This window comes from Eubacterium ramulus, from assembly GCF_045002895.1.
Taxonomy (GTDB): Bacteria; Bacillota; Clostridia; order Lachnospirales; family Lachnospiraceae; genus Eubacterium_I; species Eubacterium_I ramulus.
In genome coordinates, this window is record NZ_CP173382.1 from 2,799,151 (window position 1) to 2,816,088 (window position 16,938).

Here is a 16,938-nt window from a genome sequence, read left to right on the forward strand (position 1 = left end):
CATCCGGCTGTAATATTGTTTTCTGGCTTCGCCCATTGTAACTCATTTTTACAAAAAAAGAAAGTGGCTGGCACTCAAAAGAGTCCCTCCACTTTCTTAAGATTTTTTCAAGTCGAACGCACGTGAGACTTGGTGCGTGATTCTGGTCAGCGAAAGCTGACATATTCTTCTCAGAATCACTGCACATCCTCGCGGAGCGTTTATCTCAGTCGGAGATTGTACTCCCACTGAGAAAGGCTTGTTATTACTCACCACTTGCAGAAGTGGGAGTCTTCTCGACTGAGATAAAATTCTTATTTGTTTTTCGGTCTGCGTACACCGAAGGATACAACCAATCCAAGAACGGTTACGATAATCATCATGAAAATCGTTGTCATGAAGGATCCGCTTGCATCGTACAGTTTACCTGCGATAGTAGAAGCAAAAGATGCAATCAGCAGGTTTGTATTGATCAGTGAAAAGTTCATGGAGTAATTTTCACGGCCAAAGAAATCACTGATGATCGCTGAGTTGGTCGGTGTAACTCCACCATAAGCAAGTCCACCTACCACAAATCCAATTACGATAAACGCAAAGTTACCGCTTACCAGTGCAAGCACAAGGATCAGCGCAGCAACAATGAAAATGATCATATCCAGGATCATAGTAAATCTGTAACCTTTTTTATCAAATAAGCCACCGAAGATTACACGGCCGATACCATTGAAAATAGAGATCAGACCTACTACAGTCGCAATATTTCCGTCAGATACGGTTGTACCAACCTGACTTGCAATACCACTTGCCTGGGAAACCAGTGCAAGACCTGCAGCACTTACCAGAATTGCCCAGATATAGTAGAACCAGAAAGTCGGCATAGTTGCCATTTTGCCGGTATTTACTTCACATGCCGGCTCACGGACTGCTTTTGCTTTCGCGGAACCTGCACCCGGATTATAACCAGCTTCCGGTTTTACGAAGAAGAAGCTGCAGATTACCATTACGATTACAATAATAATACCGAGAACACGGAATGTAGCCTGCCATTTGTCTGTTCCGTCAGACGGTGTAACAGCAGCAAATACTTTACCAATAATGAAGCTGCTCAGACCAAATCCCATCAGAAGGATACCGGAAATCAGGCCCTGTTTGTCCGGGAACCACAAAGACATGGTACTCATAACTGCATTATAAGCGAATCCTGCACCAAGACCACACAAGATACCGAAACCAAGATACAGTGTTGCCGGTGAAGCACCTGTTGTGGAAGCAAGCATAAATCCTGCTAAAAATAAAATTCCTGAAAGAATAATGTAGATCTTCGGACTGACTTTTTTTGCCATCATTCCGGCAATCAGACATCCAATGCAGAAAAATGCCATAACCATGGTAAATGTCATAGATAACTGTGCTGCTGTCCAGTCCGGACGGGAAGCACCGATTGATTTGGACATAACGGACCATGCGTATACCAGACCTGCGAGAAGCAGAGTGATAACACCGATGATCGCATATACCCAGCGATTTAAGTTTTTCATACTAACTTTCCCTCCTAAAAATTTATACTATCTATATTCCATAAAAAAAGCGGAGAAAAACATTTCTCCATTGCAACGTAAACTATTATAATCTAACTTTATACATCTTGCAAGATTTTTTTATTTCCAACTCCGGAGAAAAAGTCTGAAAAGTGGAGCATCAGCTTCACGATATGCGAATATTGGGTAGAATTGTGGGAGTACAAAGTACGGAACAATTCGTAAGGCATCTTTTGACCCCAACATCATAGGATTTGGGTGTCAAAACAGCTCTTGCATCGGGAACTACCTCTCGCCAAATGGATGGCTTTCTGCTATAATAAACAGAAACAGTAAACAATTTATGTTTTACGGATAAGGAGATGGCTCCGACATGAGTTCGAATTTAACTGAAAAACAATTAACCCTGCCCCTGTCCGCGGATGTTCTGACAGGTGCACTGACACGCCGGGAAAAAGCGGGATTCCGATTTGGGGCACACATCCATACAACGATCGAGTTTTACCGGATTCTCTCCGGCTTCTGCTATATGGATATCGGCACAGAAACCATCACATGCAATACCGGAGATTTTATCATGATTCTCCCTAACGTTGTACATTCCTTTTATCTTGGAAAAGACAGTGACTGTGAATTCCAGCAGATTCACTTCCGACCGGAAACCTTTGCCAATGTCATTCTGGATAACAGCGGAATCTATCCCATCAGCATGATGCATGCGATACACTTTCATTTTAAGACATACTACCATCAGAAATCGGATTCTGTCCTGGACGACTGTCTGCAGAAAGTCATTGATCTGCACGCTTCCTCGGACAGCCTGTTTTCCGCTGCCAATATCAATCTGGCTCTGATGAATATCATGCTCCATATCCTGGACAAGAAGCAGCCGGATCACCATTTTGTGGATCCAAATATCCAGAACAGTTATGTGGCATATACTCTGGATCACATCCATAAAAATTATATGTACAAGATTCATCAGGAAGATATCGCCAAAGAACTTCAGATTTCCGTAAGATATCTGAGTACGCTGTTCAAAAAATATATGAACATTACATTGTCCAACTATATCAATATTTACCGGATCAATAAGTCCATTGAACTGATGCAGTCGGACAAATCACTGACAGAGATTGCACAGCTGGTAGGCTTCAAGGATTCCCAGCACTACTCCAAACTGTTTATGACCATCATTGGAGAAACACCCTCCAGTTACCGGAAATCTTATATCAAAGACTATTATTAAAAACGATACTTTTTCTTTTCGTTTGATAAAAAAATATTGCAAAACGGGCGCCGCACTTTCCTGCGACGCCCATTTTTCTTACTTTTTCAAGTATTCTTTTATGTCTTTTACAAACGAATCACTGCTCTGTATTAAACGTTCAGTTTTCCACCTGTAACTGTATAGGTTTTTCCACCAACTTTTACGGTTCCGTTATAGGAGAAATCAATCTTTCCTCCACGAACATACCACCAGCCATTCTCATTCTGAGCTGCGCCATTGAAGTTGAAATCAATCTTGCCGCCTTCGAATTTCCACCAGCCGTTTTCATTTGCTGCAAGTCCGTTGAAGTTGAAGTCGATCATTCCGTTGCGTACATACCACCAGCCTTGCTCGTTTGGTACGATACCATTGAAGTTGAAGTTGATCTGTCCGCCCTGAACATACCACCAGCCATACTCATTTGCTACAAGTCCGGTTGCATTAAAGTTGATCTTGCCACCTTCTACATACCACCAGCCATACTCATTTGCCACAAGTCCTGTATGCTCAAAATTGATCTTGCCACCTTCTACATACCACCAGCCATACTCATTTGCTGCAAGTCCTGTATAACCAAAGTCGATAGTTCCATTCTGAACATACCACCAGCCATACTCATTTGCTACAAGTCCGGTTGCGTTGAAGTTAACTTTACCACCTTCTACATACCACCAGCCATAAGTATTAGCTGCAAGTCCTGTATAAGTAGTGTCTACGCTTCCATCTTTGTAAACATACCAGTTACCATCTTCTGCTGCTTCATTTGCAAGACCATCTGCATGAGCGATCTTCAGATTTGCAATAGCTTTCTTGATAGCTGCTGCCATCTTGTCTACTTCACTCTGTTTTGTGATATCAAGGTCTCTGTTTACTGCATTGAGTGCTTCATTCAGTGCTGCTACACTTTCTTCTGTGTAGATACTTAAATCAGCCGGAACTTTTGCGATTGCGGCATCTACTTTGCTGTAATCTGCGCCAAGTAACTGAATGTCACCAAGTGCGTCTTTCAGGTTTGCAAGTGCAAGTTTTACATCATAAGTTGTTGCATCTTTATCTGCACTTACTTTCTCTGCTGCTGCCAGTTTTGCTTCCAGAGTCTTCCATGCATCATTTGCTGCATAGTTATCTTTATCCAGAGCTTTTACAGCTTCGATCTGTTTATTCAGAGCATCTTTATTTACAACTTCTGCCCCTGGTTTATTTCCTGCTTCTGCTTCTGATTTGCTTGTTGCGCGAATCTCTGAAGCTACTGCCCACCAGTTTGTCGGGTTTGCAGCTTTTGCAAGAAGTTTAATATTTGTAACATTCTCTACCGGTGCAAATTCAGCGGTCTTCCATCCTGCTGTATTTGCCCAATCACCTGTTGCTACAACCTGATACTCATCAGAATCAGCTGTTTTTACAGAAATCTCATATGTGGTAATCGATGTAAAATCTCCACCAATGCTTGGTCCCGGCAGGTAACGAAGTCCGTCTACCGTATGCGGCTCCGGATACTGAATATCGATCCATCCTTCATTATTTTTGATTGTTGTATTATAACCACTGTAAGCTGTCATCCATGCCGTACTCGTGTTACCATCCAGTACATAGGAAGCTTTTCCATAGTTGGATCCGTAAGTACCGCTGTCTTCACTGAATGCAGTAGCTCTTGCGCCTTTAACGGAGATATCATTCTTAGCTTCCGGATCAAGCTTGTATCCTTCCACATAATCCAGTGCTGCTTTCAGCTCATAGTAAGCAGTCTGAATATCATGTGCATCTGTCTTATCTTTATTTACAGCAACTTTTGCATTTACAACAGCATCTGCAAGAACTTTCCATGCATCTTTGTCATAATCTGTTCTTTCCAGACCTTCTGCCTTATCAATAAGACCCTGAAGAGTTTCTTTATTGATATCCTCATCTACACGCTCAATTACAAGGTTATCCAGAACGATCTCCTTGTATCCGCCGAAGTTTGCTTCACTTCCGCTTGTTCCCTGAAGATCCGGTGCATTACCTGTAGAATAGATACCAAACCAGGTCTGTCCTGACATATCACCGGTAATCAGACGCTCATAATGACCATCCTGATCCGGACCCATCTGTTTTTTCAGAGTTTCAAGTCTTGTTGCGCCTTTGTACTCACCGGTACCAACTACAACACCGTAAGTATCATCACTTCCTGTCTGATAATCGAAGCTTACTTTGTAAGTTACACCCGGCTCAAAACGGAAGTTCTGCGGAATTGTCTGGTATGCAAGTGTATTTCTCTGTGTCAGACCATTGACTTTTACAGACCAGTTTCCATCCAGGACATCGTCCATCTTCTTAACATCCCAGCCAGCCTGTGTATACGGAGCATGCAGCTCGGACAGATGGATTCTGTTATCCTCTACGCCCTCGATACCACTTATAACGAACGGATAAATACCCTGTACATTGTTCTCGAAATCCTGCTCAAATTTTACGACATTACCATACTCATCTTTGGTAATATTCTGAGCATTGTTCTCTACCACACGTACATCATCAAAATATGCATCACCGTCGCCTGCGGATTTTGCCAGTGTCAAAGTAACTTTTCCGCTCTCCGGAGCTGTAAAGTATACATACATGTTCTGGAAGTAACTGCTTCCGTCTACGGTTGCACTGTAATTGCTGTGTGTATAAGCTTTTACATAGTTCTTTGCGATAGATTTTTTTGTATAGTTTGTATCAAGAACGTTACCATCTGCTTTTACAGTCACGGAAGCTTTGCTGTCACTGCGGTTATCTACACCTACAAGTACTGCATAGCGCTGTCCCGGTTTCAGACCTGTCAGTTCCTGAGTCATGGAAATATCTCCGCTGAGTTTCAGCATCGGGTTGCTGTACTGGCTCTTAGCAATCTCTGCATTGCCGTCGCCTGCTTTTGTCCAGTTTGCTTCCAGAGATTTCACACCACCGTTGAAGCCTGCATCTGTGATATGCATGCCTTCGCTCCATGTTACATTAATATTTCCTTCTTCACCTTTGCATACGACATATGGAGTCTCAGCCTCAGCCTCTAATGTAACCTGACCATTTTTAACTTCTACAGTCTTCTCTTCTGTCTTACCAAGGTCTGTCAGTTTGTAAACTTTTACGTCTTTCAGGTTGGTCCATCCTTCCGGAAGATCCCATGTGGTTGTACCGCCCTGTGTATTCCAGTGATACAGTTTCTCTTTATCAGCAGCTACTTTCTCACCTGTCTCTGAATCCCAGATCCATGGAAGCAGATAGCTCTCTGTACCACGATTCCGGCCGTTCTGAATATCGGAATCTGTACGGTCACCGCGGGAAGGTGCGCCCTTTGCAACGATTTTGCCGTTCAGAGTCATGGTTCTCTCTCTGTATGCATCATCGTCCGGATTATTGGATCCTCTGGTCAGTACCAGTTTGTTTCCGTCATCATCCTTTAAGGTAATCTCCATCTCCGGAATCCAGTTTGTAGCTGCACCTGCTGATACAGGATCACCGTCTACCCATTTAATAATCTCATAATGCTGGATGAATTTTGTTGTTACATCGTGGGTGAACAGGTTTGTGATATATGTATCATAATCGTTACGTCCCTGCCATCCCTCAAAATCTTTCATGTTATAGCCGCCAAGCAGTGGCATCATAGCTGCACCGCCATATTTCGGATAATCAGCTACCCAGGAGTCTTTCTGGTGGTTACGAAGGAATCTCATAACCTCACTGTTCTGACCTTTCTGGTTGAATCCACCATAGGTAAGATCTGCTGCCCAGTGCTGGAATGTTGCATCATACTCATTTGCTACACCCCACTCATTTGCCATACGCCATCCGTTATCATTGATTTCTTTGGACAGTTTACGTGTCTGCCAGGAATCATCATTGCTACTTCCGGTATTATTTCCCCAGATATCTACATATACGAAGTCAAGGTTCTGTCCTACCAGTTTTTCCAGATCGTCAAAACGTTTCTCACGATCGCCGGTAGCCAGATCGTAAAGACTGTCAAGACCGATTGCCTGATCCAGCCAGTTCCATCCATAACTAAGGTTTCCGTAGTAATCACGGCGTACATTGTCATCTTTGAAAGCTTTTGCTTCCGGATACATCTCACCTGCATTTACATGGATACCAAATCTTGCACCATATTTTGCACCCTCGGTCAGCAGTGTATTCATATCTTCAGCGCCACCGATTCTCTTTCCGATATCAGCATAATCCGGATGTGCGGAATCGTGACCTTCATTTGCATAGCCTTTTAATAATACGGACTGTCCAAGACCGTCTGTATTTAAAGCAACACGTTTTACATTATCAAGAGAGGTCAGGAACGGGTTCTGAGCCTGTCCACCAAAGTTCATGGCAATACGATAAGCTACCAGTTCCGGAACTTCTTCGCATTTATATGGATTGTTCATAATAGAACGGAATGATACAGCACCATCCTGCCAGTCAATCTTACTGTCATCATTCATATCACCGCTGATGATGATTTTTGCCTTCGGCATATCTGTTTCTGTTACCATGAAGTTTCTGTTATGAGAATCAGTTACCACACGATGATAATACCATGCGCAGCTGCCCAGTCCCAGAGATACATAATCCTGTTTTTTCTGTGTCACAGCCTGTACACGGGTGTTTTTGGAACCACCGGTTACAGATGTTGCCACAGAACTTCCATCATGCTCGGAGTTACTCCACAGACCTGCACTCAGCTCATTATTAGATACGAATCCATACATATAATCATTGTTCATAGATGTATCCATTGTTACATCTGTATAAGTATCACCGCTGATTCTTGTATTAGAAGACATTGCTGCGCCTTTGAAGTTGGCACCTTCCTGGGAACTTCTTACAGAAACCAGACTCTGATCCGGAATCTCAATTGTCTGGATCGGATTACCGGTTGCGCTGTCTTCCAGATTGTTCTTGATATCTGTGATGTTAAATGCCAGTGTATTCTTTTCAGCAACAAGTTCAGCAGTGATCACTGCATCTACGCTGTCACCTTTCACTGTCATCACATAGGTTGCTTTATTTCCTTCGAATGTTGCTTTTACATCTGCATCATCCAGCTGGATATCTCTGTTGTTAATTCTGACTGTGTTGATCTTTTCTGACTGTCCGTAGAATACTTTACCGGCCAGATCGCCTTTCATCTCGTATTTTACAACACTCGGGAAAGTTTTGGATACAAACACATCCATATCTTCTGTTGACAGTTTCTCAGTCTCAACTTCTGCTGATTTTACTAAAGAAACGGTATCTAATACTGTATCTGCATCTGTTACTGCAATATTTTCTACAACAGTCTCATATCCGTCTCTTGCAACTGTCATCTCATAATTTCCGGTTGCCAGAGTAAGAGAATAGCTTCCGTCTTCACCGGTTCTTACAGACTGTCCCTCTACGGTTACCGTTGCATTTGAGATTGCTTTTCCATCCTGATCCTGAACTTTACCTGTTACAGCATATGTTTTTGCCTCTGCCTGTCCGGTATAGTGAATATTTTTCAGATATACATCTGTTACAGCAGAGCTGTAAGTTCCGCCCTTGAACGCGATCTTGTTGCCAAGACCTGTAATACCGCTGAAATCTTCGTTTGAAAATACAACCTGGTCACCGATCTTAACGCTTACTTTTTTATCTGCTGTCCATTCAATATGAACATTTGTCTCTACGCCACTTGCCGGAGAAGCAACACGACTGCCGCTATACCACGGATCTCCGCTTGCTCCGTATTTCTGCCAGAACCATCCGCCGGCATCATAACCGATCATCATTCCGACTTTATCTGAGTTATATCCGAGATATACACCAAAACGTCCATCTCCGTTTGCCGGTTTGAGCGTGAAATCAAAATATCCGGCTTTATTAAAGTCAAACTCCTTGGAGTTGACAAACATTGCCGGTTTTGATCCAGGATTGTTTCCGTTATCAACGCTGGATTTCAGATGCAGCCATCCATCTTCCACTTTGCATACAGAATCAAATCCCATGAGATTGTCCTGTGTCCATTTGTCCCTGATACCATCTTCAAGAACAGCTTTTGCTGTGCTAGCTTCCTGCCCTGCGGTCTCTGCATGAGCAACAACCGGATACAGGCTGGTCGGTACCATGGTGCCAATCATAGATGCTGCCATTGCGAGGCAAAGCATCCGCACTACAAGTTTTTTCCTCATCTTTTTCCTCCTCTTACTTGATCCCCATAAGATTTCTAGTCCCTGATATGAACAGGAAAATATTCATATCTTTATATATAAGATTCAAAATTCCCATACCGGTAAGGTATGGGAATCCTGAATTATATAATCATTTAAAAATGGAAAGAGCACTTCCGATCCGGCAAAAGAAAAATCAGCATTTCTGTCTCCACAATTTCAAACCGTTCTGCAATCCCCCGAATACAATGAATGCTATCCAAATTTTTCGGAATACAGATATGTCTGATTTCTTTTACCTGATACGACTGTTCAAATATATAGTTTTATATGCTTATTCCTGACCTCATCGAACATTGCCGGATTCCTCCGATTTTGCCCTGCGTTGAAAAACATCTGCCTTGTCCCCATCATAAAACGGATGTCCTGTCACCGTTGCAGCATTTCTCCTCATGTATACTGCTGCGCGGATAAAAAACGATGATATGGTTATGAAACAATCTCATCTGTTCCTTGCTATATCTGAACCATTTCTCACAATTATTATATCGTTTTTTATTTTTCAAAGCTTGCTGTTTTTTCCTGCTTTTTAAGACCTTTTTATATAATTCGGAACAGTCAGTTTTTCATATTCAAAAATGCCTCGGCATTTTTGCTGCGAAATGCACATCATGCAATGCATGATATATTCTTCTGTGCATCTCACATCTGATATTATCGGATCACTCTGTAAATCTTTCCATTGATCAGCAGATCATCACTGAATGTAAAGTCAACTTTGCCGTTTCTGACATACCACCAGCCGTTTTCATTCTGTGCAAGGCCGGTATAAGCAAAGTCAATTTTGCCTCCGCTGACATACCACCAGCCATACTCGTTCTGAGCCAGACCGTTGAAACCAAAATCTACCTGACCTTTGGTCACTTTCCACCAGCCGTACTCATTTGCTGCAAGACCATTGAAAGTGAAATCAACTTTTCCGCCACTTACATACCACCAGCCGTACTCATTCTGTACCAGACCGTTACATTCAAAGTTGACGCGTCCACCCTGAACGACAAACCAGCCGTTTTCATTCTGTGCAAGTCCGTTGAAAGTAAAATCTACCTGACCTTTGGTCACTTTCCACCAGCCATACTCATTTGCTGCAAGGCCGTCATAGTGGAAGTCAATACGTCCGTTCTGAACCATGTACCACTGATCATCACTCTGTGCCAGACCGGTATAACCAAAGTTGACATTTCCGTTTTCTACTTTCCATACGCCTGCTTCATTCGCGGAAAATCCATTGAATGTAAAATCTACCTTTCCGGCTTCTACATACCACCAGCCATATGCATTTTCTGCAAGACCATTAAAGTCTTCCGCTACTTTGTCATTTAAGTAGTAATACCAGTTGCCATCTTCCGCTGCTTCATTTGCAAGACCGTCTGCATATGCTTTTACTGTCTTGAAGGATACCATACCTGCCTCGGAACGGTTTCCTTTTTCATCCAGTGCGTATACAGCTACTTCATAATCAGTATCCTGTGTCAGTTCTGTCAGCGCGTATGCTGTTTCCTGAATGAGCTCCTCATTTACTTTTTTACCATTGACATAAATATCATATCCGGTTACACCGACATTGTCTGTAGATGCATCCCAGCTGATAGTTGCACCGGTTCTTGTGATATCGCCGGCTGTTACATTCGCCGGTGTGCTCGGAGCTTCTCTGTCTGTTTCTACGGTTGTAAATACGGCTGCCTGGGATGCTTCAGACTCAAGTCCTGACGCATCGACTGCTGTTACTGTTACCGCATACTCGGTACCGTCTGTCAATCCTTCCAATGTATAAGAAGTATCTGTGATCAGTTCTTCATTTACTTTATTGTCATTTACATATACGTTGTATCCGACTACACCTACGTTATCCAGTGCTTCCTCCCAGCTGATCACTGCACGGTTCTCCGCTACGTCTGCAACGGTTACATATTCCGGTGTCTCCGGTGCCACAGTATCTTTCACTGCCTGATCCACATAGGAGATCATCGGTGTGATATGTACGGATGGTTTGGATGGATTTCCATTGGATTTTGCTACAACACGAATATAATCGCCTGCTTTTACTTCCAGTGCATCTACGGATGACCAGTTGCCTTTCTGTCTGCTGACGGAAAGTTCCACGCTCTGGAGTTCTGTATCATTGTGCATCAGGCTGATAGTTTCACTTCCGCCATTGTTTCCATTCTGACGTAAGTATGGCTCATCATCTTTGATGTTGATGGAGATCACGCCGCTCTTCGGTACACGATATGCCATTGCAGTATAAATATCTGTTGCTGGCGGAGCGGAAAGAAGTCCGTGATACTGTGTATTGTTTGCAGATGCATGATTCGGTGCATCTACACCAGGTCCATAGTAAGTATTTACCTGCCAGTTTGGCCAGTCCGGATCATAGTTTGTCATGTTTTTCCATGTATCGGTGCTGTTGTTCTTGATCTGTCCAAACCATACGTTACCCTGCTGTGCGTTGACATAATCAGCAACCCAGTGGTAATCATTCTTTACTGCAATACTATAATCGTTTACAGTACCATCTTCTGCGGTAATGCGAAGTGTCATTCCGTCTGCGATGGTCTCTGTATTTGCCAGAACTTTATCATCTTTCAGCACACTGACAGATGCGGTTGCGTTTACACTTACGTTCTGTTTTACTGCACTGACAGTGGTCGGATTCTTCTCTGTGGACGGAATATCAATGGTTTTTCCGGATACCATATATGCAGACGCTTTCAACTCATTGTCAGAGCTTGCTGTAATGGTATACGCTCTGGATTTTTCACCATAAGATACGATCACACGGTCGCCGCCTTTTACGATATCACTGCCTGCCAGTTCCTGTTCACCGGACATAACCTTTACTTCTGCTGCCGCATCATAAACCAGGTTCTCCAGTAATGTATCTACGGTTGTACGTCTGGAAAGTCCGCTGATGGAATCCTCTGTCACGGTATAAACACGGGAAGCGACTGCTACGGATACGCTGTCACTCTCAGCTGCTCCGATTTCAGGAATTACCGTCAGTTCATGACCGAAGAAATCATGCTCCGGTTCATATCCGTTCAGATCTGTAATCTGTTTTCCTGCATTGATCGCCGGTGAATCTTCTGCCAGTTTGTATCCGTCAAATACTGTTTTTTCACTCGGATCTTCATGTTTGATGGCAGTTGCATTAACTGCTTTTGCCGGGCCGGATCCTGCATTTTCCAGTACCTTTGTACCTGCTTTTACAGCAATCGCATTCTGATCTCCGGACGGAGTATTTGCGAAGTTATAGTACAGGTTGTTGTCATACTGTAAATTACCATTCGGATACCAGTTCTGGCGCAACGGATTCTTGCCATCATAGTAGAAAATGTTGTTCTCGATCACAGCATTTCCGCCTGTACGGTAGAAAATGCTGGATACATTTTCATTGATATAGAATGTGTTGTTGTAAATGTGTGCATCCGGGTTGCCAGGTACATCCAGCGGTCCTCTCAGCTCATTCTGGCTGATGTTGTAGCGGAATGTAGTGTTCATGGCCTGCTCACCACAGAACATGATCGCACCTGCGGAATTTCCGTGGCTGTAATTGTACTGGTAAACAGTTCCGTCTGTCCAGTCAGCATCCCATGCCTGTCCGTCACCGTTTCCGTTGAAGGAGTTCAGGTTGTTGTAGCACTCGTTATACTGGAATACAGAATCTTTACATTTCCAAGGCCAGATACCTGCCGCTACACGCTGTGCGCCGGTTGCAGAATAGTCTGTGGTATTCATCTGGCGGGAACAATCCTCAGCAACATTGTACTGAACCAGTGGTTTGTCCGCATACATGGTTGTGATGGCATCGCCACCTGCACCCTTGATGTAGTTATTCTGAATCACCACGTTTGTGGAACCATATTTTTCTGCGATCTCATCCGAAATCTTTGCACTGGTAAACTGGGACCATGCATATGTATAAGCTGCTGCGATACCCCAGCGGTTTGTGGTTTCCACACGACAGTTCTCGATCACGAGATCGTCAAATTTGGAAATACCGGTTGCACTCTCATTATCCGGTTTCTCTACGATAAAGTAGATACCACCATTTGCCATATGTTTGTTATAAACGTTTCCGTCTACATCATGTACATACAGATCATCCAGAACGATGTGATTGATGGTTCCTTTGTTCTGAGCCACGCCGGCCACACCGGTTCTGTCCATGACATTAAAGTCATTGTATGCTTTGCCGTCATCGTCGCCTTCCTGTCTGTCGTTTGTCAGTTCCAGACCGCGTACTTCGATGTACTCCACATCTTCCAGTAAAATTGTGGAAGATACGTTACCCTGATATTTGTGCCAGGTATTGTCCAGACGATTGCCGTAGTCCTGATACCATACACCCTTACCGTTTGCATTGATCTGTGGTCTGTCGCCTTCTCCGTATGTAGAAATCTCGATCGGTGCTTCAGCACTTCCACTTCCTTTTACATGAATATACTGATCGTCAAATACAGATCCTTTTTCCAGAAGAACTTTATCTCCCGGCTGTAATGTGATGTCGTTGATTTTATCCAGAGATTTAAATGCTTTTTTCTCGGATGTACCATCATTTGCATCATCACCATTTTCAGAACTTACATAATAAGTAGTTCCCTGCTGCGCTTCTTCAGCAAACACTGCATATGCCGGCATGGTCCCCATGACAGTAACACCGGTCAGTACCATTGCGAGTAATTTGCCTGCCCAAGTTTTTCTCATTATCTTCCTCCTCTTCTTATATGGCTGTAATAACTGATATCAACAAAGAAATCCATTCGTGCATCTCTGCAAGTCTACGTCCCCCATGAATCAGATATTACAATTGTTTCAAAGTAAACTGAGATAACTGGTCCATATCCCCGTCTACTTCTGCAACCGCTGCTTTCTGTTCTGTCAGCTCCTTATAACGGTTCCTGCGCATCTCATCAATGACGGCTGCCCGTGCTTCTGACAGATCTGCCTTTCTTGCATCCTCTCCGACGATCCAGTCACGGGTATTATAGTAGGCTTCAATTTCTTCTTCCGTCAATCCCATGCCCTCATTCGTCTCATCCAGAATATATGCTTCTTCTATCATACTCAGTTCATATTCCTGATACAGATCCAGCGTGTACTCTTTCAGTCCGTAAACTGCCTCACCACGGGCTACTTTTTCACTCCGCTGCATATTTTCCTGTTCCATCCGATGTTTCATTCCGGTAAAAGTTGCATCCTGAATATAGCCTTTTTCTTTTGCAAGATCATATACCGCATGAATATACTTTAACTGTTCCACAGTCCGCTCCGCCAGGATTTCATACCCCGTCTGTCCGTCCGCATATGTCTCGGTCCAGACTGTGTCCTCCGTAATGTCTTTTTTCTGACCTTTCAGTTCCATCTTCGTATCATATCTGACACGCTTCATACACTGTACATATTCTTCCTCACTGATGGGCACTCCCGAAATTGTCAGTGAAAATGCCGGCTCTGATTCTGCAGCCTTCCGGCTCTGAACCATCCTGATACCGCCGCACACAACACCGATCACAACCACCAGCAGAACTGCCAGTAAAAGGTGCTGCTTCCGATTTTTTTTCATTTTCCGTATTCTCTCCTGTTACCTGTAGTGTCAAATAAATTCATTTTCCATCAAAAGAAAGTGTGCTATCGCACACTTACACGCTTGCAATTATCAATGGCACATCTTTCTTGTTTCTATCAATGAATCAAAATTCCCATGCCGGAGAAGGCACGGGAATTTGAAGTTATACACTGTTAAAAGGGAAAAGAGTTTTTTATCACCATTATCATATCTCTTTTTTTCGAAAAAAACTTGCCTTTTTAAACCACTTTTTCAATCCTTTTTATATAATTCGGAACACTTCAAAAATAAAGCTGACTCATACCCCATGCCTACTGTCCACAGTTGCAGCATTTATGGATATTTCCCGCCTGCAGCTGCATTGGCTGCCACTGCCTGCCTTCTTTTTCATACCAGGCTCCGGCCTCCGCAAATCCGACTTCCTGAAACAATACTTCCGTTCCCTGCAGCACATCCGCCTCAATCGTCTGTGCCCCGGACAGCATCGCCTTGTCGATCAGCAGCCGCACAATAAAATCGCCATATTTTTTCCGTCGAAACTCCGGCAGCACTGCCACTTCCTGGATCCGGTAACTTTCACCGTCAAAAGTAATTTCTCCGGTCGCCACCGGGGTATCCCCTTCATACGCAAGGGCATACATGCAAAAAGCCTCCGGCTCTGCCTCAATCTTCAGCCCACATTCCTCTTTCAGTACCCGGCTGCGGATATCTGCCACCTGCCGTGTCTGTTCATTTTTCTCACTCCCACTTACCAATTTCCCGAATACCATAATGATATCCTCCTTCTTCTATCGTCTCAGTCAGAATCCCACATCCGTTGGCAATCTGCCATTCATAAAAAGATTTCTCCGGTCTTCCATATCGTTCCAGTACTGACATAATTGTACCACCATGACACACAATTGCAATTCGCTGTGCACCTTTTTCCTGTGCATCCCGGACACACTGCTCATATGCCCGGCAGCACCGATGACGGAAACCTGCTCCACTTTCACCATTTGGAACCATCATCTGCCCACCACTGTCGATCCATGCCTGATACGCCGGATTTTCTTTCAGTTCCTCATAATTTTTATATTCAAAATCTCCGAAATCCGTCTCCTGAAGTCCCTCCTGAACACATAACACCTGTCCGGGAAATAAAATCTCTGCCGTCTCCCGGCAGCGCATCATCGGACTGCTGTATACATAATCCGGTACAAATGCCCCGGCATGATACCATTTTCCCGGATTCCTGCCGCCTTCTGTTTGCACGCACAGATCCTGCATCAGAACCTGCTTTTTTTGCAAACATAATTTTGCCTCATCCGTCAGACCTTCGTCTGTTCTCCCCACATAACGCCGCTGTACATTTCCCAACGTCTTCCCGTGACGAATCCATAAAATCTGCATCTTGTGATCCCCCTACTCTTTTCATTAAGTATAACACATTTACAGCATTTTTGACGAACGAACCTTTTTCTGCTAGAATGGCATCGATATCAGTCATCAAATACGAACGATCCGCATATATGTCAGCTTATGCTGACCAGAATGTTCAAGAATGCCCTCGGCATTCTTGCTGCGAGATGCACACATATAACTTGAATGCTCAACTGACATAGGAGGAATTAAAATGTCAACACGAAATACAGCTATTTTTGATCTGGACGGGACTTTACTGAACAGTTTACAGGATCTGACCAACAGTGTAAATTACTGCATGAAAAAATACGGCGGTCCATCCTATACCTGTGAAGAAATCCGGGAAAAGGTTGGAAACGGAATCTATGTACTAATAGAAAAATCTCTGCCACAGGGTCGCAGCAATCCGAACTATGATGCCTGCATGAAAGAGTTTCCGATTCATTATAAAGCACACATGCTGGACAATACGAAACCATATGAAGGGATCATGGATGCACTTTACCGTCTCAAAGAACATGGGTATCATCTCGCTATTGTATCCAATAAATTCGATGCGGCTGTAAAAAAACTACGGCAGGACTTTTTTGATGATGTTATTCCGGTTGCGATCGGAGAATCTCCGTCCATCCATAAAAAACCGGCACCAGATACTGTTTTTCAGGCAATGCGTGAACTGAATGTAAAACCGGAAAACTGTATTTATATCGGGGATTCCGAGGTTGACATTCAGACAGCTGCAAATGCCGGAATTCCATGTATCAGTGTAAACTGGGGATTTAAATCAACAGAATTTCTAAAAGAAAATGGTGCGGCACAGATTGTATCCACGCCAACAGAACTGGTAAACGCTATATCAGATATGTAAAAAAATCGTGGGGATTGTTTTCCTGGCAGACGATTGTCATCTGCCGGGATAAAATACCCACGATTTCGATTTATAAAACCTGCAATTTTTGATTTACAATGTAA

At 43.5% G+C, this 16,938-nt stretch carries 8 protein-coding genes; 2 read left to right on the forward strand and 6 right to left on the reverse strand.

Translation table 11 applies throughout. The features are described from left to right. Positions 1 to 293: 293 nt before the first annotated feature. Positions 294 to 1,517, reverse strand: coding sequence for an MFS transporter (locus ACIRUQ_RS13045; protein WP_055290630.1), 1,224 nt, complete (start codon positions 1,515 to 1,517; stop codon positions 294 to 296). Between the two features lie 373 nt (positions 1,518 to 1,890). Here ACIRUQ_RS13045 and ACIRUQ_RS13050 point away from each other — a divergent pair, with 373 nt between their 5' ends. Beyond that, positions 1,891 to 2,766: a helix-turn-helix domain-containing protein gene (locus ACIRUQ_RS13050; protein ID WP_022035180.1), complete on the forward strand. Its 876-nt coding sequence runs from the start codon at positions 1,891 to 1,893 to the stop codon at positions 2,764 to 2,766. 131 nt (positions 2,767 to 2,897) lie between these two features. Here the strand turns inward: ACIRUQ_RS13050 and ACIRUQ_RS13055 are convergent, their stop codons facing one another. From ACIRUQ_RS13055 to ACIRUQ_RS13075, 5 genes are all read right to left on the reverse strand, one after another. After that, complete coding sequence (locus ACIRUQ_RS13055) at positions 2,898 to 8,954, reverse strand: endo-alpha-N-acetylgalactosaminidase family protein (RefSeq protein ID WP_082432853.1); 6,057 nt, start codon at positions 8,952 to 8,954, stop codon at positions 2,898 to 2,900. 693 nt (positions 8,955 to 9,647) lie between these two features. After that, positions 9,648 to 13,700 (reverse strand): fibronectin type III domain-containing protein, encoded by a 4,053-nt coding sequence (locus tag ACIRUQ_RS13060; protein ID WP_055290629.1) that lies wholly within the window; start codon positions 13,698 to 13,700, stop codon positions 9,648 to 9,650. 97 nt (positions 13,701 to 13,797) lie between these two features. After that, complete coding sequence (locus ACIRUQ_RS13065) at positions 13,798 to 14,559, reverse strand: hypothetical protein (RefSeq protein ID WP_021739404.1); 762 nt, start codon at positions 14,557 to 14,559, stop codon at positions 13,798 to 13,800. Positions 14,560 to 14,873: 314 nt separating this feature from the next. After that, positions 14,874 to 15,332, reverse strand: a complete 459-nt coding sequence (locus ACIRUQ_RS13070; RefSeq protein WP_022035177.1) for a GNAT family N-acetyltransferase — start codon at positions 15,330 to 15,332, stop codon at positions 14,874 to 14,876. After that, positions 15,301 to 15,954, reverse strand: coding sequence for a histidine phosphatase family protein (locus ACIRUQ_RS13075; protein ID WP_022035176.1), 654 nt, complete (start codon positions 15,952 to 15,954; stop codon positions 15,301 to 15,303). The genes ACIRUQ_RS13070 and ACIRUQ_RS13075 overlap by 32 nt, the downstream gene beginning before the upstream one ends. 223 nt (positions 15,955 to 16,177) lie before the next feature. Here ACIRUQ_RS13075 and ACIRUQ_RS13080 point away from each other — a divergent pair, with 223 nt between their 5' ends. Next, positions 16,178 to 16,834: an HAD family hydrolase gene (locus ACIRUQ_RS13080; RefSeq protein ID WP_055290628.1), complete on the forward strand. Its 657-nt coding sequence runs from the start codon at positions 16,178 to 16,180 to the stop codon at positions 16,832 to 16,834. Positions 16,835 to 16,938 lie beyond the last annotated feature (104 nt).

Coding starts and splice junctions, on each gene's coding strand:
- ACIRUQ_RS13065 (WP_021739404.1), bottom strand. CDS start 14,559: ATGAAAAAAAATCGGAAGCAGCACCTTTTACTGGCAGTTCTGCTGGTG.
- ACIRUQ_RS13070 (WP_022035177.1), bottom strand. CDS start 15,332: ATGGTATTCGGGAAATTGGTAAGTGGGAGTGAGAAAAATGAACAGACA.
- ACIRUQ_RS13050 (WP_022035180.1), top strand. CDS start 1,891: ATGAGTTCGAATTTAACTGAAAAACAATTAACCCTGCCCCTGTCCGCG.
- ACIRUQ_RS13055 (WP_082432853.1), bottom strand. CDS start 8,954: ATGAGGAAAAAACTTGTAGTGCGGATGCTTTGCCTCGCAATGGCAGCA.
- ACIRUQ_RS13080 (WP_055290628.1), top strand. CDS start 16,178: ATGTCAACACGAAATACAGCTATTTTTGATCTGGACGGGACTTTACTG.
- ACIRUQ_RS13045 (WP_055290630.1), bottom strand. CDS start 1,517: ATGAAAAACTTAAATCGCTGGGTATATGCGATCATCGGTGTTATCACT.
- ACIRUQ_RS13060 (WP_055290629.1), bottom strand. CDS start 13,700: ATGAGAAAAACTTGGGCAGGCAAATTACTCGCAATGGTACTGACCGGT.
- ACIRUQ_RS13075 (WP_022035176.1), bottom strand. CDS start 15,954: ATGCAGATTTTATGGATTCGTCACGGGAAGACGTTGGGAAATGTACAG.